Origin of the sequence: Nonomuraea basaltis, from assembly GCF_005893125.1 — a bacterium.
GTDB classification, from domain to species: Bacteria; Actinomycetota; Actinomycetes; order Streptosporangiales; family Streptosporangiaceae; genus Nonomuraea; species Nonomuraea basaltis.
On sequence record NZ_VCJS01000079.1, the window covers coordinates 1 to 23,260 of the forward strand.

At 71.1% G+C, this 23,260-nt stretch carries 27 protein-coding genes; 15 read left to right on the forward strand and 12 right to left on the reverse strand.

The annotated features are described in order from the left end of the window. Positions 1 to 214: 214 nt before the first annotated feature. On the reverse strand, positions 215 to 826 hold the full coding sequence (locus EJK15_RS74960) for a hypothetical protein (protein WP_171074653.1): 612 nt from the start codon (positions 824 to 826) through the stop codon (positions 215 to 217). 35 nt (positions 827 to 861) lie between these two features. On the opposite strand from EJK15_RS74960, the gene EJK15_RS74965 reads away from it, so the two are divergent. Beyond that, positions 862 to 1,203 (forward strand): asparagine synthase-related protein, encoded by a 342-nt coding sequence (locus tag EJK15_RS74965; protein WP_240777353.1) that lies wholly within the window; start codon positions 862 to 864, stop codon positions 1,201 to 1,203. Positions 1,204 to 1,257: 54 nt separating this feature from the next. Here EJK15_RS74965 and EJK15_RS32285 read toward each other — a convergent pair whose 3' ends face one another. Together EJK15_RS32285 and EJK15_RS32290 are read right to left on the reverse strand one after the other, a co-directional pair. After that, positions 1,258 to 3,042 carry an IS200/IS605 family accessory protein TnpB-related protein gene (locus tag EJK15_RS32285; RefSeq protein ID WP_138714263.1) on the reverse strand — a complete coding sequence of 595 codons (1,785 nt, stop codon included), beginning with the start codon at positions 3,040 to 3,042 and terminating at the stop codon, positions 1,258 to 1,260. Next, entirely contained in the window at positions 3,035 to 3,625 is a 591-nt protein-coding gene (locus tag EJK15_RS32290) for an IS607 family transposase (protein ID WP_138714264.1), read from the reverse strand. The genes EJK15_RS32285 and EJK15_RS32290 overlap by 8 nt, the downstream gene beginning before the upstream one ends. 134 nt (positions 3,626 to 3,759) lie before the next feature. Here EJK15_RS32290 and EJK15_RS32295 point away from each other — a divergent pair, with 134 nt between their 5' ends. Then, positions 3,760 to 4,323, forward strand: a complete 564-nt coding sequence (locus EJK15_RS32295; RefSeq protein WP_138714265.1) for a Vgb family protein — start codon at positions 3,760 to 3,762, stop codon at positions 4,321 to 4,323. 6 nt (positions 4,324 to 4,329) lie between these two features. Here EJK15_RS32295 and EJK15_RS32300 read toward each other — a convergent pair whose 3' ends face one another. Then, positions 4,330 to 5,208: a polysaccharide deacetylase family protein gene (locus tag EJK15_RS32300; protein WP_240777354.1), complete on the reverse strand. Its 879-nt coding sequence runs from the start codon at positions 5,206 to 5,208 to the stop codon at positions 4,330 to 4,332. Positions 5,209 to 5,480: 272 nt separating this feature from the next. Here EJK15_RS32300 and EJK15_RS32305 point away from each other — a divergent pair, with 272 nt between their 5' ends. Together EJK15_RS32305 and qcrB are read left to right on the forward strand one after the other, a co-directional pair. Continuing rightward, positions 5,481 to 6,134 carry a hypothetical protein gene (locus tag EJK15_RS32305; RefSeq protein ID WP_138714266.1) on the forward strand — a complete coding sequence of 218 codons (654 nt, stop codon included), beginning with the start codon at positions 5,481 to 5,483 and terminating at the stop codon, positions 6,132 to 6,134. Between the two features lie 78 nt (positions 6,135 to 6,212). Further along, the gene (gene qcrB / locus EJK15_RS32310) at positions 6,213 to 7,724 is read left to right on the forward strand and encodes a cytochrome bc1 complex cytochrome b subunit (protein ID WP_138714267.1); all 1,512 of its coding nucleotides are present in this window, start codon (positions 6,213 to 6,215) and stop codon (positions 7,722 to 7,724) included. Positions 7,725 to 7,727: 3 nt separating this feature from the next. Here the strand turns inward: qcrB and EJK15_RS71030 are convergent, their stop codons facing one another. Continuing rightward, the gene (locus EJK15_RS71030) at positions 7,728 to 7,871 is read right to left on the reverse strand and encodes a hypothetical protein (protein WP_171074654.1); all 144 of its coding nucleotides are present in this window, start codon (positions 7,869 to 7,871) and stop codon (positions 7,728 to 7,730) included. An 81-nt stretch (positions 7,872 to 7,952) separates the two neighbouring features. Between EJK15_RS71030 and EJK15_RS32315 the strand changes: the two genes are divergently transcribed. Then, positions 7,953 to 9,131 (forward strand): L,D-transpeptidase, encoded by a 1,179-nt coding sequence (locus EJK15_RS32315; RefSeq protein WP_240777355.1) that lies wholly within the window; start codon positions 7,953 to 7,955, stop codon positions 9,129 to 9,131. A 271-nt stretch (positions 9,132 to 9,402) separates the two neighbouring features. Here EJK15_RS32315 and EJK15_RS32320 read toward each other — a convergent pair whose 3' ends face one another. Both EJK15_RS32320 and EJK15_RS32325 read right to left on the reverse strand, forming a co-directional pair. Next, positions 9,403 to 10,068: a response regulator gene (locus EJK15_RS32320; protein WP_138714268.1), complete on the reverse strand. Its 666-nt coding sequence runs from the start codon at positions 10,066 to 10,068 to the stop codon at positions 9,403 to 9,405. Then, entirely contained in the window at positions 10,065 to 11,204 is a 1,140-nt protein-coding gene (locus EJK15_RS32325; protein WP_138714269.1) for a sensor histidine kinase, read from the reverse strand. The genes EJK15_RS32320 and EJK15_RS32325 overlap by 4 nt, the downstream gene beginning before the upstream one ends. A 153-nt stretch (positions 11,205 to 11,357) precedes the next feature. Between EJK15_RS32325 and EJK15_RS32330 the strand changes: the two genes are divergently transcribed. Beyond that, a complete protein-coding gene (locus EJK15_RS32330) occupies positions 11,358 to 11,756 on the forward strand; it encodes a hypothetical protein (protein WP_138714270.1) in 399 nt (132 codons plus the stop codon). Beyond that, positions 11,753 to 13,216, forward strand: a complete 1,464-nt coding sequence (locus tag EJK15_RS32335) for a multicopper oxidase family protein (protein WP_138714271.1) — start codon at positions 11,753 to 11,755, stop codon at positions 13,214 to 13,216. The genes EJK15_RS32330 and EJK15_RS32335 overlap by 4 nt, the downstream gene beginning before the upstream one ends. Here the strand turns inward: EJK15_RS32335 and EJK15_RS76495 are convergent. Continuing rightward, complete coding sequence (locus tag EJK15_RS76495) at positions 13,213 to 14,196, reverse strand: hypothetical protein (protein WP_138714272.1); 984 nt, start codon at positions 14,194 to 14,196, stop codon at positions 13,213 to 13,215. The genes EJK15_RS32335 and EJK15_RS76495 overlap by 4 nt on opposite strands. Before the next feature lie 183 nt (positions 14,197 to 14,379). Between EJK15_RS76495 and EJK15_RS32345 the strand changes: the two genes are divergently transcribed. After that, positions 14,380 to 15,255, forward strand: a complete 876-nt coding sequence (locus EJK15_RS32345) for a fumarylacetoacetate hydrolase family protein (protein WP_138714273.1) — start codon at positions 14,380 to 14,382, stop codon at positions 15,253 to 15,255. Between the two features lie 28 nt (positions 15,256 to 15,283). On the opposite strand, the gene EJK15_RS32350 is transcribed toward EJK15_RS32345, so the two are convergent. From EJK15_RS32350 to EJK15_RS71035, 3 genes are all read right to left on the reverse strand, one after another. Continuing rightward, positions 15,284 to 15,634, reverse strand: a complete 351-nt coding sequence (locus EJK15_RS32350) for a hypothetical protein (protein WP_138714274.1) — start codon at positions 15,632 to 15,634, stop codon at positions 15,284 to 15,286. Positions 15,635 to 15,654: 20 nt separating this feature from the next. Then, positions 15,655 to 16,362: a DUF6461 domain-containing protein gene (locus EJK15_RS32355; RefSeq protein ID WP_138714275.1), complete on the reverse strand. Its 708-nt coding sequence runs from the start codon at positions 16,360 to 16,362 to the stop codon at positions 15,655 to 15,657. A gap of 332 nt (positions 16,363 to 16,694) precedes the next feature. After that, positions 16,695 to 17,156 (reverse strand): beta-xylosidase family glycoside hydrolase, encoded by a 462-nt coding sequence (locus EJK15_RS71035; protein ID WP_206061222.1) that lies wholly within the window; start codon positions 17,154 to 17,156, stop codon positions 16,695 to 16,697. On the opposite strand from EJK15_RS71035, the gene EJK15_RS76500 reads away from it, so the two are divergent. Then, a complete protein-coding gene (locus EJK15_RS76500) occupies positions 17,037 to 17,444 on the forward strand; it encodes a beta galactosidase jelly roll domain-containing protein (RefSeq protein WP_276615447.1) in 408 nt (135 codons plus the stop codon). The two genes, EJK15_RS71035 and EJK15_RS76500, sit on opposite strands and share 120 nt — an antisense overlap. Before the next feature lie 5 nt (positions 17,445 to 17,449). Here EJK15_RS76500 and EJK15_RS32365 read toward each other — a convergent pair whose 3' ends face one another. Continuing rightward, entirely contained in the window at positions 17,450 to 17,782 is a 333-nt protein-coding gene (locus EJK15_RS32365) for a putative quinol monooxygenase (RefSeq protein WP_138714276.1), read from the reverse strand. 230 nt (positions 17,783 to 18,012) lie between these two features. On the opposite strand from EJK15_RS32365, the gene EJK15_RS32370 reads away from it, so the two are divergent. The 6 genes from EJK15_RS32370 to EJK15_RS32395 are packed head-to-tail and all read left to right on the forward strand — an operon-like array spanning position 18,013 to position 23,178. Further along, positions 18,013 to 19,026, forward strand: a complete 1,014-nt coding sequence (locus EJK15_RS32370) for an ABC transporter substrate-binding protein (protein WP_240777356.1) — start codon at positions 18,013 to 18,015, stop codon at positions 19,024 to 19,026. Continuing rightward, positions 19,023 to 19,823 carry an ABC transporter ATP-binding protein gene (locus EJK15_RS32375; RefSeq protein WP_138714277.1) on the forward strand — a complete coding sequence of 267 codons (801 nt, stop codon included), beginning with the start codon at positions 19,023 to 19,025 and terminating at the stop codon, positions 19,821 to 19,823. Before EJK15_RS32370 ends, EJK15_RS32375 begins: the two co-directional genes overlap by 4 nt. Next, positions 19,816 to 20,727, forward strand: a complete 912-nt coding sequence (locus EJK15_RS32380) for an ABC transporter permease (RefSeq protein ID WP_240777357.1) — start codon at positions 19,816 to 19,818, stop codon at positions 20,725 to 20,727. The genes EJK15_RS32375 and EJK15_RS32380 overlap by 8 nt, the downstream gene beginning before the upstream one ends. Continuing rightward, positions 20,724 to 22,052 carry an LLM class flavin-dependent oxidoreductase gene (locus tag EJK15_RS32385; RefSeq protein WP_240777358.1) on the forward strand — a complete coding sequence of 443 codons (1,329 nt, stop codon included), beginning with the start codon at positions 20,724 to 20,726 and terminating at the stop codon, positions 22,050 to 22,052. The genes EJK15_RS32380 and EJK15_RS32385 overlap by 4 nt, the downstream gene beginning before the upstream one ends. After that, the gene (locus EJK15_RS32390) at positions 22,049 to 22,570 is read left to right on the forward strand and encodes an NADPH-dependent FMN reductase (protein ID WP_138714278.1); all 522 of its coding nucleotides are present in this window, start codon (positions 22,049 to 22,051) and stop codon (positions 22,568 to 22,570) included. The genes EJK15_RS32385 and EJK15_RS32390 overlap by 4 nt, the downstream gene beginning before the upstream one ends. Beyond that, positions 22,567 to 23,178: a flavin reductase family protein gene (locus EJK15_RS32395; protein WP_138714279.1), complete on the forward strand. Its 612-nt coding sequence runs from the start codon at positions 22,567 to 22,569 to the stop codon at positions 23,176 to 23,178. Before EJK15_RS32390 ends, EJK15_RS32395 begins: the two co-directional genes overlap by 4 nt. Positions 23,179 to 23,260: the final 82 nt, after the last annotated feature.

A 23,260-nucleotide genomic window follows, 5' to 3' on the forward strand; every position in this document is an offset into this window, starting at 1 on the left:
GTCTTAGGGTCTCGTGGGCTCGGAGATGGGTATAAGAGACAGCACGCCGGAGGGGTGCGCGAAGAGCAGGGAGACGGTCACGGCCGGCATCCGGCCACGACGAACCGGCCCGCGCGGACTCGCCGGTCGCGGGCGGCAGCAAGGCACAGACGGCTCACCCACGGCCGCATCGAGGCATCACAGAGCCACGTCGGCCGCTACAGAGCCATGTCTGTCACAGAGTCACGTCATCCTGCCGGCGAGGCGGGCCGCGGCGGCACATGGCCCAGGCGAGCACCTGCGGTGCGCGGATGCCGGGTGCGGTCGCCGTGACCGGCCCCGGACGAGGCGTCGGCGGGGTCGCGAGCGGGGCGGTCAGCCGCCACAGGCCGCGCAGCGAGCAGGCCAGCACCAGCAGGAACGCCACCAGCGCCGTCTCGCCCCGATCCAGCCACCACGCACACACCGTGGCGACGAACACGTGCGCCACCAGCATGCCGATCCCCGACTGGAGCCCGCTCCCGCCGTGGTGCCCGGAGAAGGCCGCGGCACCCGAGCTGAAGAGCTGGTGCATCCCGTACTGCGCCGTGAAGGAGGCGGCGACCAGTGTCCCCTTGGACCGGCGCCGGCGGGCGAGAAGGAACGCCCCCGCCCCGGTGGCGGCGGTGGCCGCGGCGACGAACTCCAGGCGGGCGCCCGGGCCGCCGGCCAGCATGTGCATCCCCAGAGCGGCGTACACGCAGACGGCCGCGAACACCGCCGCCCGCAGGCCGCGCAGGCCGGCCATGCCGGCCTGCGCGCCGTCCCTGCTGCCGGTGCCGCCCCGTCCTTTCTGATCGGGGTTCATGCGCGATCACCGCTCACACCACCAGATACGGGGACGTGTCAGGAAAAGTTCAGGAATGCATTGGCCGTCCATGTACGTGCGCGCAAAGTCCCCTGTTCCGCGCGATCCGCGAGCGCTCCACGGTCGCGCTGTCCGGGGAGTCGGCCGACGAGGTGTTCGGCGGGTACGCCTGGTTCCACGTCCCGCGGGCCGTCGACTCGGGCACCTTCCCTTGGCTCGCCCTGGCGTTCCGCGACCACACCCCGTCCGAGCTGCTCCACCCGGAGCTGCTGGGGTGGCGGTGCTGGTCGCGCTCGCCGCCTGCACCGCCACTCCCGCCCGCACGGCGTCATCACGGGACCGGACGGCCACGCGTGGGTGACCGACAGCGGCCTTAACGCGATCGTCCGGGTGAACGCGGACACCCGCCAGGTACGCACCTACCGTTCCTCTCAAGTGAGCGGGAGCGGGTCCTGGACCCAGGACCCATGCTCACCCGCGTGCCCCGAACGGTCTTGGGCACGCTGGTCCCCCGCTTTCCGTCCCGCCACGCCGCCGGACGCTCCGGGCGGTCCGGTGGTGGGACCGGCCGGTGGGCCGATGGGTGGCATGGGTTTCGGCTTCACGCATCGTGTGCGTGGTCCGGGTTCTGGAGGGCGGGTTCCCTCACGCCCTGGGACGCCGTCTCCGCAGGCCTGCGCGTGCGCGCGGGCCTGCACGGTCCGATGCCCCGCAGCATCGCTCTGGTGCCGTGGGGGCGGTGCCGTCCTGCGCCGGATCTTGTGTCCCAGGGCGCGTCTCCCGATCGCGATGCTCGCCGCATCGTGCCGGGTGACCTGACGTTCTTTGGTGGTGAGGGGCTTTCGCCAGTGCTGGGCGCCCCACTTGGAGGTATAGGCCGCATCCACCGCCACGACCTGGATACCGGCCTCGGCGGCCATCGAGGTCAGCCGGGCCCGCAGCCGGGCGGTGGGGAACCGGGAGATCAGGTTACGGAACCGTTTGCGGCGGCCGTGCTTCTCCCGGGTCTTCTCATCGGCGAAGTCCAAGTCCTCGATCGCGATCGCCTTCACGCCCTCACGGCGGGCCCAGTGCAGCAGCCGGGTCAGGGCGTGCCGGATCTGCGCATCGCGATGCGCAGACGAGCCGGACAGGTCATAGCAGAACCGCTTGGGATCGCCGACCGGGTTGCCGTGCACGTCCAGTCGCCAGGCCGCGAGGTGGTCGTCGTTGGTGTCCACCCCGACACACCCCGCGACTAGCGCCGCTTGCAGGGGCAGGATCGGGGCGGGTGCGGGTTGCCAGGCGGCGGTGATGTACCACCGGTCGCGGTCGGCGTCATAGTTGATGGTGTAGGCCACCGCCCGGTCCGCGTGCACCCGGTCGGCCCACTCGGCACCCCGGTAGGTGAAGGTGGCGCGGCCGTCCAGCACATACCAGCCGTGCGGCGCGTTCGCCCGGTGCGCCAAGGCGGCGGGCAGCTTCAGCGACACCTCACCTTCGGGCGTGAGGCGGATGGTCAGATTCCCCCACCGTTTGCCGGTCTCCCCGTCGGCGTGCAGGAACAGCCGTTTCGCGTTCCACCGGGTGCGCCACTGGCCCACCCGGTGTCCGGCTTCGGCCGTCAACTCCTCGGGGCTGAGGCCGGGGGTGTCTGGTCCGGTCAGGTCGTCGAGCAGGTGGTGTCGATTGTTGAGCAAACGGCGGCCGCCCCGGCAGACGTGCACCCGGCCCGCGTCGTCATCGGCCTGGGCCTGGGCGAGCTGGCCTTCCAGCATGCCCAGACGGCGGGACTTGACGAAGTACTCGTGCTTGCTGCGGTACCCGCCTGGCTTGTCCTTGGTCCCCGGTTCCCCGACCGGCAGCGACAACCGGTGCGAGATGGTGGCGACCGCGGCCCGGCGCTCAGCGATGAACGCGGCCTGATTGCGTCGCGACAACGCCCACTGATCGTTGCTGGCCTTGGTGATCGACCCCGCCCACCTAGCCGACGACAACACGGTCAGCGCGCGTTTGCGTTCGGCCCAGGCGTGCTTGTCGTGTCCGGTCCCGTACCGGCAGCGGGCCTTGAGGTCGGCGGCGGCCAACCTGCCCAGCAGGGTGCCCGCCTCCCACAAAATCTCCTCGTCCCGCTGGGACATGCCCTTGATCCTCGTGCGGATCGCCACCCCCGACGGGCCCGGCGCCACGAACGGAGCATCGATGGCCCGCAGGCCGCTTGCGGTGCGCTCATCCATCGGCCGCCGCTTTCAGCGCCTTCTGCGCCCGGTTACGCGCCGAGCGGCGCCCGTACAGCCGCGCGCAGAACGAGGTCAGAATCTCGATCATGTCGCGGACCACATCGTCGTCGACCTCGCCCTCGTCGACCTCGCCCTCGTCCAGGATCACCAGGCGGCGCTCGTGCGCGGACAGCGCGGCCTCGACCAACTCCACGTTCATCCGGCCGAGGCGGTCCTTGTGCTCCACCACGACCGTGGTCACCTGCGGATCGGCCAGCAGACGGCGGGCCTTCGAACGCGTCCCGTTCATCCCCGAGGCGACCTCGGCCTCCACCCGCACGACCCGGTGCCCGGCCTGGGCCGCCCACCTGGTCAGCCGCGCCACCTGACGGTCCAGGTCCGTCTTCTGGTCATGGGAGGACACTCGTGCGTACAGGCCCACACCACTGCTCTCCCCGGGCCCGGTGCCGGCCTCAACGTTCACCAGGATCGTGCGCGGACCCACCCGAGTCGCGGGCACCGGCAAGGTCCCCTGACGGAACCAGCGATACGCGGTGTGCGGGTGCACACCCTGCGCTCTGGCCCACTCCGTAAGGTTCACCCCAAGAACCCTAGCGACAAACTCCTGCACACTCACGCCTACTTACGCACACTCAAGACCCAGCCGTTAACAACCCCCTGCCCGAGGACCGCGCGGGCGCCGATCTCAACACGGCCGCGTTCGGCGAGGCGAGCGTGCTCTGGTTCACCGGCCAGAGCGGCGTCTACGGGCGGCTGGCAACGGACACAGGCAAGATCGACGTGTACGACGCCCCGCGCGGCCCCGGCCCGTACGGGATCACGACCGCCCCGAACGGCGACGTCTACTACGCGTCGCTGGCCAGCAGCCACATCGCCAAAATCGCGCCGGGCACCGGCCGCGCCACGGTGCTCGAACCCCCGACCCCCGACCAGGGCGCGCGCCGGGTGTGGGCGGACAGCGACGGCCGGATCTGGGTCAGCGAGTGGACCGGCGGCCGCCTGGGCCGCTACGACCCCGCCACGAACGCGTGGAAGGAATGGCAGCTCCCCGGCGACGCCCCGCAGCCGTACGCCGTGTACGCCGATCCGGCCGGCATCGTCTGGATCAGCGACTTCGGCAGCGACCGGCTGATCAGCTTCGACCCCGCCACCGAGCGCTTCACCCCCGCGAACGGCGAGGCCGCGGGGGTGCGCCAGATCCACGGCCGCCCGGGCGAGGTATGGGGCGCGGCATCGGGCCAGGACGCCCTCCTCCTCGTCCGGACGGCCTCCGGATAGAAGAGGTCAGAGCAGGGGGCCGCCGCCGCTGTAGACCAGGCGCGGCGGGTTGCCGCCGAACAGCTGGCTGACGGTGACGAACGTGTAGCCGCGCTTGGACAGGCTCTTCAGCACCTGCGGCATGGCCCGCACCGTCGTGGGGTGGATGTCGTGGAACAGGATGATGCTGCCCGGGCGTACCGACTTGATCGTCTTCTTCACCACCCTGGCGCTGTCGCGGTGGAGCCAGTCCAGGGTGTCCACGCTCCACATCACCATGGGACGCGAGGTCTGCATGCGTACGGCGCCGTTGAGCGCCCCGTACGGCGGCCTGACGATCCGCGGCACGAGACCCGTCGCCGCCTTGATCACCTGGTCGGTACGGGCCAGCTCGCTCCGGACTCCGGCGGCCGACAGCCTCGTCAGGTCGGAGTGCGACCAGGTGTGGCTGCCGATCTCGTGCCCGGCCGCGACGGTCCGGCGCAGGATGCCCGGGTTCGCGGCGACGTTCCGGCCCACGACGAAGAACGTGGCCCGGGCGCGGTGGGTCGAAAGGTGCCGCAACAGCGTGTCCGTGTAACGGCCCGGGCCGTCGTCGAAGGTGAGCGCCACGCACTTGGCGCGGCGGCAGTCGACCGGGCGGCCCCGGACGTCCTGCGCCGCCGCGATCATGGGCTTGAGCAGCGCCCGCGACGCCTTGGACCAGGTCTCGGCCAGCCCCGCGTACGGCGCCCCCGACCCGGATAACCCTGTCTGCGACGCCTCGGCGGCGGGCGAGCCGCCGCCCTGGATGCCCGGCAGCACCGCGGCCTGGACCGTTCCAGTTCCGGCCGCCAGCTGGCCGGCCCCGCACGCCGCGGTCACCAGGACGGCCGTGGCGATCGTCCTCGCCGTCCCCCGTTTCACGCCAGGCCGAAGCGGCCGGCGCGATGCAGCACCGATGTCCATCGATCCCCCTTGCGCACCGCCCCCGGTGCGGCTCCCTGAATGCGGCCCCGGCCTCGCCGGAGCCGCCCAAATGAGTTCGACAACCGTCGTACGCAAATGGTTCGCGGGAGACCGCTGTCCGGATGAGGGAGTGGGAATCCGTTCGCGGAACGGTCACCGGTCCGCCGGAGAGCCGCCGCACCGGCGCGTGAGCTTGATCCGGGGTTCCGGCGCCCGGGATCATGCGGTGGATGGACTACTACCTGATCTCCACCTCGGCAAAGGACCGGTTCCCGGCGGGAGTCCTGGTGGAGGAGTTCGTCCTCTGCGAGGACTACACCGCGGCCGGCATCGACAGCGCCGAATGGGGATCGGAGACCGGCGAGTGGCTGGCCGCCCCGGAGGTGAGCCGCGCGATCCGGTCCGACCGCGCCCTGCGCGCGCGGGTGACGCCGGTCGGCCGGCGGGACGCCCGCGACGCCTACGCCTACCTCGGCGGGGGCGAGCTGCCGGAGGAGGACCGGCTGCGCGCCTACTTCCAGCGCCGCCAGCCCCTGCCCGCGTCCACGCCGCTGCACCTGGGCACCGCGCCCGCCAAGGCGCGCCGCTACCGCATCCTGTTCGCCGGCGAGCTGGGCGCCGACGGGCTGGCGAACGTGCAGACGGTCCTGCGGCTGGTGCCGACCGGTGACCCCCGCGTGGTCGGGAAGGCGTCGGGCAGCGCCGACGGTCACGGCTTCACCTGGGAGCTGCGCCGGATCGGGGCGGGCATCGCCTGGTGTGTGGACGTCACCGTACGGCTGGGCGCCGGCCCGGTCGCCACGCTCGGCGCGCTGCTTCTCCACCATCGGCAGGCCATCCGCGAGCAGGGCCTGATCCCGGTCACGGTCGAACGCTTCGCCTGATCCGCAAAATGTGTCACATTCTGGCGCTCTGTCGCGTCTTGGTGGTAATGGACCAACCAAGCATGTGGCGGAGTGACGATGAAGGGCAGCTCACTGGTCAGTGCGCTCGACGATCGGGTCGGCGGGGCCGCTTTCCTGAAGAAGGCGATGCGGAAGGTCTTCCCAGACCACTGGACGTTCCTGCTGGGGGAGGTCGCGCTGTACTCCTTCGTGGTCGTCCTGATCACGGGCGTCTTCCTCACGTTCTTCTTCAAACCGACGATGGCCGAGGTGCTCTACGACGGCGCCTATGTGCCCCTGCGCGGGGTGCGGATGAGCCAGGCGTACGCCTCCACGCTGGAGATCAGCTTCGAGGTGCGCGGCGGGCTGCTGATGCGGCAGATGCACCACTGGGGGACGCTCGTGTTCCTCGCGGCCATCGTCGCCCACCTGCTGCGCAACTTCTTCACCGGTGCCTTCCGCCGGCCCCGCGACCTGAACTGGCTGATCGGCGTGGCCCTGTTCGGGCTGGTGATGCTCAACGGGCTGTTCGGCTACTCGCTGCCCGACGACCTGCTGTCCGGCGCGGGGCTGCGCATCCTGCACGGGGTCACGCTGTCGATCCCGCTGGTGGGGACGTATCTGGCGGCGTTCCTGTTCGGCGGAGAGTTCCCGGGCGAGGACATCATCTCCCGGCTGTTCAGCATCCACGTGCTGCTGATCCCCGGCCTGCTGCTCCTGCTCATCCCGCTGCACGCGGTGGTGCTGACCTGGCGGCAGACGCACACCCAGTTCCGGGCCAAGGGGCTGAGCGACCGGGTGGTGCGCGGTGCGCCGTTCTTCCCGGCGTTCCTGGCCAAGACGACGGTGTTGTTCCTGTGGGTGTGCGCGGTGGTCGCGCTCCTCGCCACCGTGTTCCAGATCAACCCGATCTGGCTGTACGGTCCGTACGTCCCCAGCACGGTCAGCGCCGGCTCGCAGCCCGACTGGTACATGGGCTTCCTCGAGGGCGCGCTGCGGATCATGCCGCCCTGGGAGTTCACCGTCCTCGGCCACACGGTGACCATGAGCGTGCTGATCCCCGCGCTGGGCGCGCCGGGGCTGCTGTTCACCGTGCTGTTCCTCTACCCGTTCGCCGAGCGGTGGGTCACCCGTGACACCACCGTGCACCACCTCCTGGACCGGCCGCGCGAGGTCCCGACCCGGGCCGGGATCGGCGTGGCGGGGGTCGTCTATTACGGCGTGCTCTGGCTGGCCGGCGGCAACGACCTGATCGCCTCGACGTTCCACATTTCCCTGAACGCGACGACCTGGATCTTCCGCGTCGCCGTCGTGGCCGGGCCGGTGCTGGGGTACGTGGTCGCCCGGCGGATCTGCCTGGGGTTGCTGGCCCAAGACCGGCACACCACCGTCCACGGGGTGGAGACCGGGGTGATCGTGCGGAGCGCGGAGGGCCGGTTCACCGAGATCGAGCGGCCGGTGACCGAGGAGGAGTCCGCGGTGCTCGTGCCACCGGCCGCGCCGGCCCTGCCGCCCGCGGGCAACGGCGACGTCCCGCCCCCGGTAAAGCGCCGGATCCGGGACGCCGCGCAACGCTCCTGGAGCCGCTGACGATCAGGAGACCGGCACCGCGGGAACGGTGACCGGGTCGAGCAGCGGGTTCAGCACGTCCGCCTGGGCCTGCCCGGCCGGCACGGACCCCCGTACCGTCGAGAGAAGCCCCGCCTCTGCCCCTGTCAGCCCCGGCGGAAGCCGCATGCTCGCCGCCATCGGGGGCATGAGTCCTTCCGGCGGGACTTATCTGGATAGATGCCTATTTGTCAGGCGCGGGAGGCATCGATGATGCGGAACGGCCGGACCAGCACGGTGATCGTTGTCGCGGCGGTGTTCTTAGCCGCCGGATGCACCTCCGGCGGCGGCACAACCTCCCCGGCCAAGCCGGTGGAGCAGGGGCCGATCGCCAAGTTGTCGATCACGCCCGCGGACGGCACGAAGAAGGTCCCCCCGGACACCGGGATCAGCGTCAAGGTCACCGACGGCAAGGTCACCAAGCTCACCGTGGCCGACGCCAAGGGGCGGGAGGTGCGCGGCTCGGTGGCCGCGGACGGGACGTGGCGGCCCCGGTGGGCATTACGGCCCTCGACGGCGTACACCGTGAGCGCGCAGGCCACCGGCACCGACGGCAAGCCGGTCGCGGCGCAGGCGAAGTTCACCACGCTGAAGCCGAAACGGGTGCTGGAGAGCGGCATGTCGCCCCTGGACGGCGAGAAGGTCGGCGTCGGCATGCCCGTGCAGCTCCTGCTGTCCCAGCCGATCACCGCGAAGAAGGACCGGGCGCGGATCGAGCGGGCGCTGGTGGTGCGCATGTCCAAGCCGGTCGAGGGCGCGTGGAGCTGGGTGAGCGACCGCGAGGTGCAGTTCAGGCCGCGGGAGTACTGGCCGGTCGGCGAGCGGGTCACGGTCGCCGCGCACCTGACGGGCCTGCGCGCGGGTGAGCACCTGTGGGGCACCAAGGACCGCAGCCTGACCTTCACCGTCGGCCCCTCGCACATCACCAAGGTCAGCGACGAGACTCACCGGGCGGTCGTACGGGAGAACGGCGAGATCGTCAAGACCATCCCGGTCAGCATGGGCAAACCAGGCGACGACAGCTACTCCGGCACCATGATCGCCCAAGAGAAGGCCGCGGACATCATCATGGACTCCGCCACCATCGGCAAGCCGGGCGAATACCGCATCCGCACCAAATGGAACGTCCGCATGACCTACAGCGGCACCTTCTTCCACGCCGCCCCGTGGTCGACCGGCGCACAGGGCAGCCGCAACGTCAGCCACGGCTGCGTGAACGCCAGCCCGGACAACGCCCGCTGGTTCTACGAGTTCACCCAGCGGGGCGACATCATCGAGGTCACCGGCACATCCAGGAAACTCCAGTTCGGCAACGGGCCGACGCCTTGGGCCAAGTCATGGGAGGACTGGCTCGCCGGCAGCGCCCTCGGCAAACCTGTCAACGGCTGAACACGCCAGCCTCCTGCCCGCGCGGCTCTCCAACCGGCGCGCGGCGTCGATGGGCGCGGGCGAGCTTGAGGTACGGCGGCGAGTGGCCGCGGTGGCCGTGCGCATGGGCGGGCGGGGGGACGCAGACTGGGTAGATATCGTCACGTCGAAGGAAGGCGTTGAGGTATCGGGTGCCTGGTGACGGAACCGGACGGGGGGCGGTCCGGCTTCCCTCCGTCCTGCTGTGGATGCTCGTCTGGATGCTGAACGTCTACGAGTTCCTGGTGGCCTTCTAGGCGCGCCCGCCCGGGACCACCAGGCCGGACTCGTACGCGAACACGACCAGCTGGGCCCGGTCACGCACGCCGAGCTTGGTCATCGACCTGCTCACATGGGTCTTGGCGGTGGCCCCGCTGATCACCAGGTGCTCGGCGATCTCCTCGTTCGACATCCCCCTGCCCACCAGGGCGACGATCTCCCGCTCCCGCCCGGTCAGCCGCTCCGCCTCCGGCACGGCCACGGGCCGGGGCGGCGTGCTGACGTACTCCTCGATCAGGCGGCGCGTCACCGACGGCGACAGCAGCGCGTCGCCACGGGCGGCCACCCGTACCGACTGCAGCAGGTCGCCCGGCTCGATGTCCTTGAGCAGGAAGCCGCTGGCCCCGGCCCGGAGCGCGGCGAAGACGTACTCGTCGAGCGCGTAGTTGGTGAGGATCACCACGCGGACCCCGTCGAGCTCCGGGTCGGCGCCGATCCTGCGGGTGGCCTGGATGCCGTCGAGCAGCGGCATCCGCACGTCGAGCAGCGCCACGTCGGGCAGCAGCCGCCGGGCCAGCTCCACGGCCTCCGCCCCGTCGCCCGCCTCGCCGACCACGGTGATGTCGTCGGTCAGCTCCAGCAGCGCCTTGAAGCCGGCGCGGATGAGCGGCTGGTCGTCGGCCAGCAGGACCCTGATCATGACCGCACCGGGGACCACGCCGACGCGGGAAGCTCCGCGCGTACGCTGAAACCGCCCTCTTCGCCCGGGCCCGCGATGAGCGAGCCGCCGACGGCGACCGCACGCTCGCGCATCCCGATCAACCCCATTCCGGGCCCGGCCGTGCCGGCCTCGCCGTCGTTGTCCACCCGCAGCATGATTCCCGCCGGATCGTAGCCGACGGCCAGCGTGACCGACGCCGCGCCCGCGTGGCGCAGCACGTTGGTGAGCGCCTCCTGCGCGATCCGGTACGCGGCCCGGTCCACCTCGGGCGGCAGCGCGTACGGGGTGCCGGTGACGGTGTACGACACCCGCAGCCCCGCCCCCTCGGCCCTGGACACCAGGCGCGGCAGCCCGGCGAGCCCGGCCTCGACGCCCTCGGGCACGGACTGGCGCAGCACGCCCAGCGTGGACCGCAGCTCGTTCATCGCCTCGTGCCCCGACTCCTTGATCGCCGCCAGCGCCTGACGTGCCCGCCCCGGATCGCGGTCAAGCAGCTCCATGGCCACCGCGACCTGCACATTCACCACGGAGATGCTGTGCGTGAGCGAGTCGTGCAGCTCCTGCGCGATCCACAGCCGTTCCTCGCCCGCCCGGCGCAACAGCGCCTCCTCGCGGGTGCGCTCGGCCTCCTCCGCGCGCTGCTCCACGGCCCGCAGGTACGCGCGGCGGCTCCTGACCACCTCGCCGACCACCACCATCGCCACCAGCCAGCCGCTCAGCAGCGTCATCCCGTTGCCGGCCGCCGGATCCTCCTCGGCCAGCGCCATGAGCCCGTAGACCGGGGCCGCCAGCGCCACGGCCAGCCAGATCGCCGCCTTGCGGCGGCCGAGGGCGGCAAGGGTGTAGATCGACGCCAGCGCGGGCTCGGCGGCGAACACGCCGGGGTAGTGGGCGCTGTAGTAGACGATCCCGCACGCCACCGCGACCAGCCCGGCGGCCAGCGGAGCCGCCCGCCGCCAGGCCAGCGACAGCGACGAGACGACGATCAGCGTCACTCCGACCGGGTCCAGCGGCCGCTCGTCGGCGCCGGTCCACGACAGGTTGGCGTACGTGCCCGCCATGATCGCCACCAGCGCCCCCGCCGCCACGAGGGCGTCGATCCTCCGGCTGTCCATCCTCACAAGGTAGGGGACCGCCTCCCGGCCGGGCGTCACCCCCCGGTCGTACGTTTCGGGGCCGGAACGGGTGGCGTACGACCCTGGGAGTACGTCCGGGTGTCCTCCGCCGGGGGACGTCCGCCTGGGGTCTGACGTCGCACCATTCCGTCCATGACCTCACCAAACCCCACGCCGCCCGGCTGGATCGTCTGGTCGCTGCGGGCGCTCGCGACCGCGCACCTGGCCGGGGTGCTCGCGCAGGCGGCGCTGGCCGGGCTGTTCGTCACCGGCGACGTGGACCTGCTGACCTGGCACCGGAACAACGGCGGGTTCACCCACAGCCTGCTCTACCTGCAGCTGGTGGCCGCGATCCTGCTGTGGCGGCCGGGCCGGGGACCGCTGTGGCCCGCGGTGGCCAGCCTCGGCATCGTGGCGGCGGAGACGGTGCAGGTGGCGCTGGGGCAGTCCCGGGTCATCGCCTTGCACTTCCCGCTCGGTATGGCGATCTTCGGGCTCTCCGCCGTGTTCACCGCCTGGACCTGGCGCGCGGGCCGCGCGAGCACGCCATGAGCGCCGCCTCCCGGCGGGCGTTCCTGGGCATGCTGGGTGGTGCTGGGCTCGCCGTCGCGGGGTGCGGGGCGTTCGCCGAGACCTCAGGGCGGCTCCTGGCCAGCAGGCTGCCGTTGCCCCGCCCGTTCACCGTCCCGCTGCCCGTCCCCGAGGTCGCCCGTCCGGTACGCCCCGGCCGCTACGAGGTGACGCAGCGCGTGGCCAAGGTCGAGATCATCCCGGGCGTGACCACCGAGGTCTGGGGCTATGGCGGCACCTTCCCCGGGCCGACCTTCGAGCTGCGGCGCGGCAGCCGTACCACGATCGCCGTCCGCAACGAACTGCCCGTGCCCACCTCCACCCACCTGCACGGAGGCGTCAACCCGCCCGCTTCCGACGGCTACCCGACCGACCTCGTGGTGCCCGGCGGCTACGCCGCGCACCACGACCACCAGCACGCGGAGACCCGCCACCAGACGGTGAAGGACTACGACTACCCGCTGGAGCAGCGGGCCGCCACGCTCTGGTACCACGATCACCGGATGGACCACACGGCGCCGCAGGTGTGGCGGGGACTGGCCGGGTTCGCGCTGGTGCGGGACACGGAGGAGGACGCGCTGCCGCTGCCAGGGGGCGAGCGGGAGCTGCCCCTGATGATCTGCGACAGGGCGTTCGGCGAGGACGGCTCCTTCCGCTACCCGGACCCTCATGACGGCGACTACATGGCGGGCGTCGAGGGCGACGTGATCCTGGTCAACGGCGCGCCCTGGCCGGTGGCCGAGGTGACGGCCACCCGCTATCGGCTGCGGCTGCTCAATGCCTCCAACGCCCGCCGGTACCGGCTCCGGCTCGCGCCCGGCGGCCGGTTCACCCAGATCGGCAGCGACGCCGGCCTGCTCGCCGCGCCCGTGGCCCACGACACGATCCCGATCGCGCCGGGGGAGCGGTACGACGTGGTGGTGGACTTCTCCGCCTATCCCGTCGGCAGCGCGGTCACCCTCATCAACACCCTGGCCGGCGGCCCGGCGCGGAACGTCATGCGGTTCATCGTCACCCGCCGGGCCGCCGACGACAGCGCTGTGCCGCGGACCCTGGCCCGCCCGGACGCACGGCCGACGGCGGTGACCACCCGGACGTTCGACTTCCGCAGGACCGGAAACGCCTGGACGATCAACGGCCACCCGTACCGTCCCGGCATCCCACTGGCCCGCCCCCGCCTGGGCACCGCCGAGATCTGGCGCCTCACCAGCGACTTCCACCATCCCGTACACGTGCACCTGGCCCACTTCCAGGTGCTCGCGCGCAACGGCAGACCCCCGGCCGCCACCGACGGCGGCTGGAAGGACACGGTGGACGTGCGGCCGTACGAGGTCGTGGACGTGCTCGCCCGCTTCGACGGATACCGGGGCCGGTACATGCTGCACTGCCACAACCTCGAACACGAGGACATGGCGATGATGGCCGACTTCGACGTGGTCTAGCGGGGGCAGGCAGGCAGCTGGCGAACGGGATGCGCGGCCCGGACATACTCCTGCGGGACGTAGCCCCAGCCCTTACCCACCCACTTCTTGTCCGCCGCGGTGCGGTACCAGTGCGTGTCCCCGACCCTTACCACGCAGAAGAAGATACTCCTGGGATCGCCCTGGTCGAGCACTCCGACCTGGGTCGTCGCGGCGTCGGGCCCGGCGTGGACCGGCGCCGGGAGGTTCTCGCAGGCGTAGCCGACCGTCCACGTCCTGCCGGACTCCGGGTCCAAGGCCGGCCGGCTGAAGTACGTGGCGGCATAGTCCCGGACGCACGGGAGGTGGGTCTGGGGCACGGCGACCGGGGCGGCCGTCGGGGGCGTTGGCCCAAGAGCCGGGCCGGCGGTCCGTACCTTGGGAACGAGGGCGAGGACGAGGCCTACGGTGACGGTGACGGCGGCCACCGACGCGATCCCCGCCAGCACCGGCTCGCGCGCCCACCGCACCGGCCCGGCCGCCAGCAGCGACGCGTGCACGACCAGCACCAGCGCGACCGCCCCCCACGCCCACGGATTGCGCGTGTTGCTCGTGGCCAGGTTGACGACCACCCCGGTCACGGCGGGCAGCAGCACGCCCCCCGCGATCGCCGGCGCCCGCCCCTTTGGCCTGCGCCCCTGACGACCGGCCGCGAGCACCTGATCCCACGCCGCCCGCCACACGGCTCGCTCCGCCGCGATCTCCTCCTCCGAGCGCTCCCGCATGAGCAGGCAGGCCCGTACGATCAGCTCCGACACGCGGCGGTCGGGCACGGCCTTGCGCCGCTCGCCCAGCACCTCGCCGACCTCCCCGGCGGTCAGGCCCGGCACCGCTCCGGCCAGCTCGGCGTCGTCCCGTGCTCCCGCCCAGAGGCGCAGTGTGCGCAGGGCGGCGACGTACTCCTCCCACGTCCTGGCGTCGTCCGGCCGGGGAGGAAGGGGGAGCGCGCCGTCCTGTGTCACTGGTCACCGCCGTCGATGTCAATGTCGCGCTGCGTACGATCACGATTACAGCAAGCCATCGGCCGCGCCGTCAGGCGATCGCAGCCGAAAGCATGAGCACCCGGCGGGGCGCCGCCGTGAGCGGGTAGGGAAGACTCTTCTCAGACGGCATCTGGCCTACGTCCGATCAAGCTAGGAGCAGGCATGCGCATCGTACGGTTCGTCAGCCCTCTGACCGGCGTGGACGCGGTCGGCGTCGATCACGGCGACGAGGTGGTGGAGCTGACCGGAGTCACCACCGTCGGCGAGCTGCTGCGGCTGCCGGCCGGGGAGCTGCGCGAGCGGTGCGCCGCGGCGGACGGGACGCGGCACCCGTCGGGGGCGGTACGCAGGCTGGCGCCGGTGGACGGGCTGATGGAGGTGTGGGCGGCGGGCGTGACGTACCGGCGCTCGCGCGAGGCGCGGGTGCTGGAGAGCGAGCGGGCCGCCGACGTGTACGAGCTGGTCTACGACGCCGAGCGGCCCGAGTTGTTCTTCAAGTCGGTGGCGTGGAAGGTGACCGGGGACGGCGGGCGCATCGCGGTGCGGTCCGACTCGGAGATCGACGTGCCGGAGCCCGAGCTGGGTCTCGTGCTCAACGCGGCCGGCGAGATCGTCGGCTACACGGTGGTGGACGACGTCAGCTCGCGCACGATCGAAGGGATCAACCCGCTCTATCTGCCGCAGGCCAAGATCTACCTGGGCGCGTGCGCGGTGGGGCCGGCGATCAGGCCCGCGTGGGAGGTCGCGGATCCGTACGCGCTGGACATCACGCTCACCATCGCCCGGGCCGGGGCGACGGTGTGGGACGGCAAGTCCTCCACGTCCGAGCTGCACCGGCGCCTGGACGAGCTGGCCGGCTATTTGTTCCGGGCCGACGCCTTCCCCGACGGCGCCGTCCTGGCCACCGGCACCAGCCTGGTCCCCGATCTGCCGTTCACGCTGCAGGACGGGGACACCGTGACCATCGGCATCGCCGAGATCGGCACCCTGACCACCACTGTGGTCCGGGGCCTGGACCGGATGTCGGCTCAGGTGTAGGCGATCAGCCGTCCGCAGGCGTTAGGTTTCATGCGCAGCCGCCGGCCCGCATGCGCCGTTCCCGCCTTTCCTTCTCGCCCGTAGCCGCCACGAACGTGGCACCGCCGATCAGAAGAGCACTCCCGGCGGGCCACGGCAGCGGCCCGGCACCAGCGGAGTTGGTGGCGGCGGACATGGTCGCGGAATCAGGGGAGCCGCCGGGATCAGCAGAACCGGCGGAGTCGGAGGGCGGGCTCTCGGGAAGGGGCACCTGCCCGTCGAACGCCTCGGTGCGATGCAACAGGTCCTGCCCGCCGATCTCCTCCAGCTCAGCCGGGATGGACCACTCGGCGAGCCCGGACGGCAGCCGCACCTCGGGGTGCGGATTGGCCTCGCCCACGCCGTGCTCGCCGCCGGGACTTATCCCTGTGGGTCATCTCGCCGGATCGCCCCAAACAGGTTGGCGGTCGTGTGTGATGTCGTCCCCGGTCGCTCGGCACACTCTTCCAAGGTGTCGTCGGCCGGAGAGTGCACGGCGCCGCCCACCAGCGGTCCGTTCAACACTTCTTGGGTCAACACGACACCGGTCAGCCGGGCCGCGAGCATCAGCGCCTCGCCCATTGTCGGAGTGCCAGAGCTGATGGCCTCCTGCCCAGTAACGTGGCCTCCTGGGAGGTACGTTGGATCGACACCTACCTCCCGCATCGCGTCGAGGAGGCGGTCCGGATCGCTGCCGTACCGCCATGCGGGTTTCCTCGGGTCGAAGGAAGTCAGCCGATCCCCGTCGATGGCATACACGAACAGATCGGTCGCGTAGTCGTGCCGTGTTACGGATACGAGCTCCGTTCCGGCCGATAGTGCCCGTATGGCATCGGGCTTCGTCCCTTCGCTGCCGTTCCGCTCGATGAGCACCACCCAGCCATGCAGGCGCCCCGCCAGAACCGTGTGCGGGAACAGTCCCTCGTCCGTCAGTTCCTGGTAGCTCAGCGGCCGGATGCTCTCCTCGGCGGCGCCTAACCGCCGTAGCGCCTCCGTCTCTTCGATACCTCGTACGAAGGTCAGACACCATACGTCGCCCAATTCCCACCCGTGGGCCAGCCAGCTGACATCGGCGTAAGTGATTTCCACTGGCAGCGCTCCTCGTCCATCATTCGCCATCCGAGAGCGAAGAGGGGCGGGATGTAGCCGTCCCGCCCCTCGAGTAACCCGATGATGGCTTGATCGGTCGGTACTGTTCGTACACCCTCGGCGTCGCGGGTGGGGTTTCCTGATCGCGACCGTGGTGTCGGCACCGGCGGCCCGGATCCGTTCCGGGTCGCCGCCGTTCTCGGGGTTTCCCGGCCACTCCGCCCGTGACGCGGATTCCGCCGCCGCGCCGGGATCGGGGCCCGCAGGAACCCCGACGACCCGCCCTTGTCGCTGGTGAGTGGCGGACGGGACCGCCCGCCCGCCACCAGCGATCAGTCGCGATAAGTCCGGACATAGTCGAACTTGGCGACGGCGCCCGCTCTGTTCATCGAGATCAGCCCGATCTTGAGCTTGCCCTTGAACGGGAGCGTCCACACGCCGTTTCGCACCCATCGCGCACCGTCCCGGCTGGTCGCCGCACGCACCTCCACCTCGTTGTTCGCGGCGTCATAGTGGTACGACATCCGCAACCACATCGTCTCCGCCGCCGGCCCCCCGAACATCGGCCCGTTGAACACGGCGGTCGGCGGTGTGGTCGTCGGCCGCTCGCCCTCCTTGGCGAACTCGCTGACCTGGAACACGGCCCCGTTCCCGCGGCTCAGCGCCAGCGCCGAGTGCGCCATCTTGAAGTAGCGGTCGTCGTTCTCGTACAGCAGGATGCCGGCCTGCTGGGCAATCTGCGTCGGCGCGAACTCCAGCTTCGTCTCGACCGTGTAGTCGCCCTCTGGCGGCACTTGGTATCGGGCGTCGTTCAGCTGGACCTGCCCAAGGGCCAGGACGTGCCGGTCGGGCTCCGCTTCGGTGGCGAGCCGTCACCCGAGTACCGCGTGCAGATCTTCCTCAACGGCTGGAACGTCGGCCAGTATGGCGGCGACATCGGCCCCCAGAAGGACTTCTCCCTCCCGGCCGGGCTCCTGAACGAACGCGGGACAACACGCTGGCCCTGGCCGTCACCGCCGAGCAGCCCGTGCCCACCGGCCCTGGCCCGATCAGCCTGTTACGGCAACGGGCGCGTGAACTGACCGGCTCAGCCCCGCTCGGGCACGGCCAGCTCACCGAGCTCCGACCAGTCGTCCTGCGGGATGCTGGCGTTGACGATGCGCGGCGTCTCGGCCAGGTATTCCGGCAATGTGCGCTGGGCCTGCTTGAAGTGGTCCGACCGTACGTGCGCCGCCCCGGCCGCGTCGTCCCTGAACGCCTCCACCAGAACGTACTCGTTGGGGTCCGCCACGCTGCGCGACCAGTCGAACCACAGGCACCCGGGCTCGGCGCGGGTGGCCTCGGTGAACTCGGCGGCGAGCTCCGGCCAGCGGCCGGCGTGCTCGGGCAGGATGCGGAACTTCGCGGTGATGAAGATCATCGGGCTGTCTCCATGGATCGGCGGCGCTACGGGACGAGCCTAGCGGCGGGGGATTTCATGTATGCCCTGTAGGAAATGTTGACTTTATCCTTCCGGGTCCCTAGCTTCATAGCCATGGGCCTTTACCTGACCCGACGCCCGCACGTGGACTTCGGCCACGTCGCCAGCGCGCAGTGTCGCTGATCACGGACCGCAGGCAGACCTCTCTTTCCCTCCTTCGAGGAACCAACGTGATCAAGATCAGACATGCCCTCATGGCCGCGCTGCTGCCCGCCGTCCTGGCCGGCTGCGGCATCGCCGAGGCGAGACCCGGAGAGTCCGAGGTGAAGGAGCTGCGCTATCAGGGCAGCGCCGGCGCCGTGACCTTCCCCGAGCTGGCCGAGGAGCTCGGCTACCTCGGCGACATCAAGCTGAAGTGGGTGGGCAACACCACTTCAGGCCCGCAGGACATCCAGTCGGCGGCGACCGGCCAGACCGACTTCGGCGGGGCGTTCAACGGCGCGATCGTCAAGCTCAAGGCCGCCAAGGCCCCGATCAAGGCGGTGATCGGCTACTACGGCGCCGACCAGAAGAACTTCAGCGGCTACTACGTGACCGAGAACAGCCCCATCAAGACCGCCCGCGACCTCATCGGCAAGAAGATCGGCGTGAACACGCTCGGCGCGCACCACGAGGCCGTCATCAAGGAATACCTCAAGCGCGCAGGGTTGACGCCCGAGGAGATCAAGCAGGTCCAGCTCGTGGTGATCCCGCCGGTCAACACCGAGCAGGCCCTCCGGCAGGGACAGCTCGACGTCGGCACCCTCACCGGCGTGCTCAAGGACAAGGCGCTCGAACGCGGCGGGCTGCGGCCGCTGTTCACCGACGTGGACCTGCTCGGCCCCTTCACCGCGGGATCCGTTGTCCTGCGCGAGGACTTCATCGCCGACAACCCCGGCACCACCAAGTCCTTCGTGACTGGCTTCGCCAAGGCCATCGAATGGGCACAGACCCACTCGCGCGAGGAGGTCATCGCCAAGTTCGAGCAGATCATCGCCGAGCGCGGCCGCAACGAGAGCGCCGACACCGTGGAGTTCTGGAAGAGCACCGGCATCGCCGGCAAGGGCGGCGTCATCGCGCCGAAGGAGTTCCAGACCTGGATCGACTGGCTGGAACGCGAGGGCGAGATCCGGCCCGGCCAGGTCAAGGCGGCCGACCTCTACACCAACGAGTTCAACCCCTACGCGGGCGGGAGCGCGTCATGACCAAGATCAGCATCCGCGACGTGACCAAGACCTTCCAGATCAGGGACACAGGCTTCACGGCTCTGTCCGGCACCGACCTCGACGTGCGCGAGGGCGAGTTCGTCACCCTCGTGGGCCCCAGCGGCTGTGGCAAGTCCACGCTCCTCGACCTGATCGCCGGGCTCTCCGCGCCGACCGGCGGCCGAATCCTCATCGACGGCACGCCGGTCACCGGTCCCGGGCTCGACCGGGGCGTCGTCTTCCAGCAGTACGCCCTGTTCCCGTGGCGCACGGCCCAGGCCAACGTGGAGTTCGGGCTGGAGGCCAAGGGCGTACCCAGGAAGGAACGGGCGGGGCGGGCCCGCGAGCACCTCGCGCTCGTGGGGCTGTCCGGGTTCGAGGACCGCTACCCGCATGAGCTGTCCGGCGGTATGCGGCAGCGGGTGGCCATCGCCCGCAGCCTCGCCTTCGACCCCGACGTGCTGCTGATGGACGAGCCGTTCGCGGCGCTGGACGCGCAGACGCGCGAGTCCCTTCAGGAGGAGCTCGTACGCGTCTGGCAGCACACCGGCAAGACCGTCGTCTTCATCACGCACGGCATCGACGAGGCCGTCTACCTGGGGCAACGGGTCGCGGTGATGACCTCCAGACCGGGCCGGATCAAGGAGATCGTGACCGTGAACTTCGACTCGCGGGAGGGCGACCTGCGAGCGGACCCGGCATTCGGCGAGTACCGCCATCACGTGTGGAAGCTGCTGCGCGACGAAGTGGCGGCGGCGCAGGTGCAGGAGCGGAAGGTTGCGACCTCCCATGGCTGACCCGCGTACCGACACCGCCGTGAGTGAACGGCTCCCCGGGGACGTTCACTGGTACGACCTCTCGGACGACGAGGCCGAACACGAGGCACGTGACGACGGCGCCGGACCGGATCGGCCGCGTGCCGGGGGGACGTGGCGATCGGCCGTCGCGGTGAAGGCCAGGCGGGCGGTGACGAACTCCACCGCCATCCTGCTCCTCCTGGCCGCCTGGGAAATCCTCCCCAGGCTCGGCGTCGTGGACCGCGTCTTCGTCCCCCCGCTCTCGGAGAACCTCGTCGCCTGGTACGACCTCCTGATCGGCGGGCAGCTCTCCGAGCACCTGCAGGCGTCGCTGGCCCGCTCGCTGGCGGGATTCGGCCTGGCCATCGTGCTGGCCATCCCGCTCGGCCTGCTGATCGGCTGGTACCGGCCGGTCGCCGACCTCCTGACCCCGCTGCTGGAGGTGTTCCGCAACACCTCGGCGGTGGCGCTGCTGCCGGTGTTCACGCTGATCCTCGGCATCGGCGAGACCACGAAGATCGCATTCGTGCTGTACGCGTGCTCGTGGCCGATCGTGCTCAACACCATCAGCGGCGTGAAGACGGTCGAGCCCCTGCTCATCAAGTCGGCCAGGTCCATGGGCCTCGGCCCGGTCCGCCTGTTCCAGAAGGTGATCCTGCCCGCCGCGGTGCCCACGATCTTCACCGGCGTGCGGCTGGCCGGCGCGTACTCGATCCTCGTGCTGCTGTTCGCCGAGATGGTCGGCGCCAAGGCCGGGCTCGGCTACCTCATCCTGGACACCCAGTCCAGCTTCCGCATCCCCGACATGTACGCCGGGATCATCACGATCTCCGTGCTCGGCCTGCTGTTCAACCTGCTCCTGGTCGCCGTCGAGCGACGCTTCTCCACCTGGAGGACCACGTGACGAGAAAGCTCCACCTGAACGCGTTCCTCATGGGCGTCGGTCACCACGAGGCCGCCTGGCGGCACCCGCGCACCGAGCCGGCCCGCCTCACCGACGTGCGCCACTACCAGGAGCTGGCCAGGATCGCCGAGCGCGGCAAGCTCGACTCGGTCTTCCTCGCCGACGGTGTGGCCCTGCAGGGCGACGCCGCGCACAACGCGCTCGGCGGCCTGGAACCGTTGACGTTGCTGTCGGCCCTGGCCGCCGTCACCGACCACATCGGCCTCATCGCCACCGTGTCGACGACGTACAACGAGCCCTTTCACGTGGCGCGCAAGTTCGCCTCGCTCGACCACATCAGCGGCGGCCGGGCCGGCTGGAACATCGTCACCTCCGCCGGCGAGGCCGAGGCCCGCAATTTCGGCGTCGAGCGCCCCGCGCACGCCGCCCGCTACGCCAGGGCCACCGAGTTCCTGGAGGTCGTCCGCAAGCTGTGGGACAGCTGGGAGGACGACGCGATCGTGGGTGACCGCGCCGGCGGGCTCTACGCCGACACCGGCAAGATCCACCCGATCGAGCACGCGGGCGAGCACTTCGCGGTACGCGGCCCGCTGAACACCTCCCGCCCGCCACAGGGCCATCCGCTCCTGGTCCAGGCCGGGTCGTCGGAGGACGGCAAGGAGTTCGCCGCCCGCTACGCCGAGGCCGTCTTCACCGCGCAGCAGACGCTCAAGGAGGGGCAGGAGTTCTACGCCGACCTGAAGCGGCGCCTGGCCGCCCATGGCCGCCGGCACGACGACGTGCTCGTCCTGCCGGGGATCTCGCCGATCATCGGCTCGACCGAGCGCGAGGCGCTGCGGCTGGAGAAGGAGCTGGAAGATCTGATCATCCCCGCGTACGGGCTGGCCCAGCTCTCCCACCTGACCGGCATCGAGCTGACCGAGGACGCGCTGGACCGGCCGCTGCCCGACGTGCCCGTCGAGACCGAGGGCGCGCAGAGCCGCCGCAAGCTCGTCGTGGACCTGGCCAGGCGCGAGCGCCTCACGGTCAGGCAGCTCCTCGGCCGCCTGGCCGGCGGGCGCGGCCACCGCGTCGTCGCCGGCACCCCCGAGCAGATCGCCGACCAGCTCCAGGAGTGGTTCTTCAGCGGCGCCGCCGACGGGTTCAACGTCATGCCGCCGATCCTGCCCGGCGGCCTGGCCGACTTCGTCGACCACGTGGTGCCGGAGCTGCGGGTCAGGGGCCTGTTCCGGCACGAGTACGAGGGACGCACCCTTCGTGACAACTACGGCCTGCCGAGACCGGCTTCCCGGTACGCGCGCCTGGCGGCGGCGGTGGCCGGATGAGCGTTCTCACGCTGGTAGGCAACCCCCGGGAGGGCTCCAGGACCCGGACCGTGGCAGTCGAGGCCGCCGAGGCGATCGGGGCGCGGATCGGAACGACCGGGCCGCATGACGTCGTGGACCTGTCCGCGCTCGGACCCCATCTTCTCGTACCCGGCCCGTTTGCCGACGTGGAGGTGGCGCTGGAGCTGGTGGCCGAGGCGAGCGTGCTGGTGGTGGCCAGCCCGACCTACAAGGGCACCTACACGGGGCTGCTCAAGTCGTTCCTCGACCGGTTCCCGCCGGACGCGCTGGCGGGGAAGGCGGCGCTGCCGGTGCTGGTCATGGGGGACGCCCGGCACGCGCTGGCGGTCGAGGTTCACCTGCGGCCGCTGCTGGTGGAGCTGGGCGCGCTCGTGCCGACGCCCGGCCTGGCGGTGCTCGAATCCCAGCTCCCTCGACTGGCGGAGGTGGTGGCGACATGGGCGGACCGGGTCGCGCCCCAGGCCGCCGTGACGCTCAAGGAAGGAGCGCTCCGATGACGGAAACGATCTCCGCGAAAAGGTCCCCGCGCGGTGTCCGGCTCGCAGGCGAGCCTCCGGGCGGAACACGGCCCGCAGGAGAGCCTCGGCGCGGGACCGACGTCCGGCTCGCGCCGCCGGGCAGGGCGGTCGACGCCGACGGGTTCCGGCGGGCGTTGTCCGTGCACGCCGCCGGAGTCGTGGTGATCACGGCGCAGGCCGACGGCGTGCCCGCCGGGCTCACCGCCACGTCCTTCTCCTCCGTCAGCCTCGACCCGCCGCTGGTCTCCTTCTATGTCGACCAGTCCTCCACGACCTGGCCCTGGCTGCGCTCGGCCGACCACTTCGCGGTCAACGTCCTGGCCGGCCACCAGGCCGAGCTGGCGGCGCGGTTCGCACGCAAGGACGTCGACCGGTTCGCCGAGCCCACCCGCTGGCGACCGGGTCCGCTCGGAGCGCCCCTGCTGCAGGACGTCTCCGCGCACCTGATCTGCCTGCCGCACGAGACAGTCGACGTCGGCGACCACGTCCTCGTCGTCGGCCTGGTCGCCGAGGCCAGGGTGCACGGCACCGGCCGTCCCCTCCTCTACCACCAGGGCCGCTTCGGCCGCTTCATCGCCCACCCCTAGGAGGCACCGCCCCGGCCGCCCGGCGACGACCCGGGCGGCCGTCGCATGCGTGCCGGGAGTTGACGCGTCGGAGAGAGGGCGG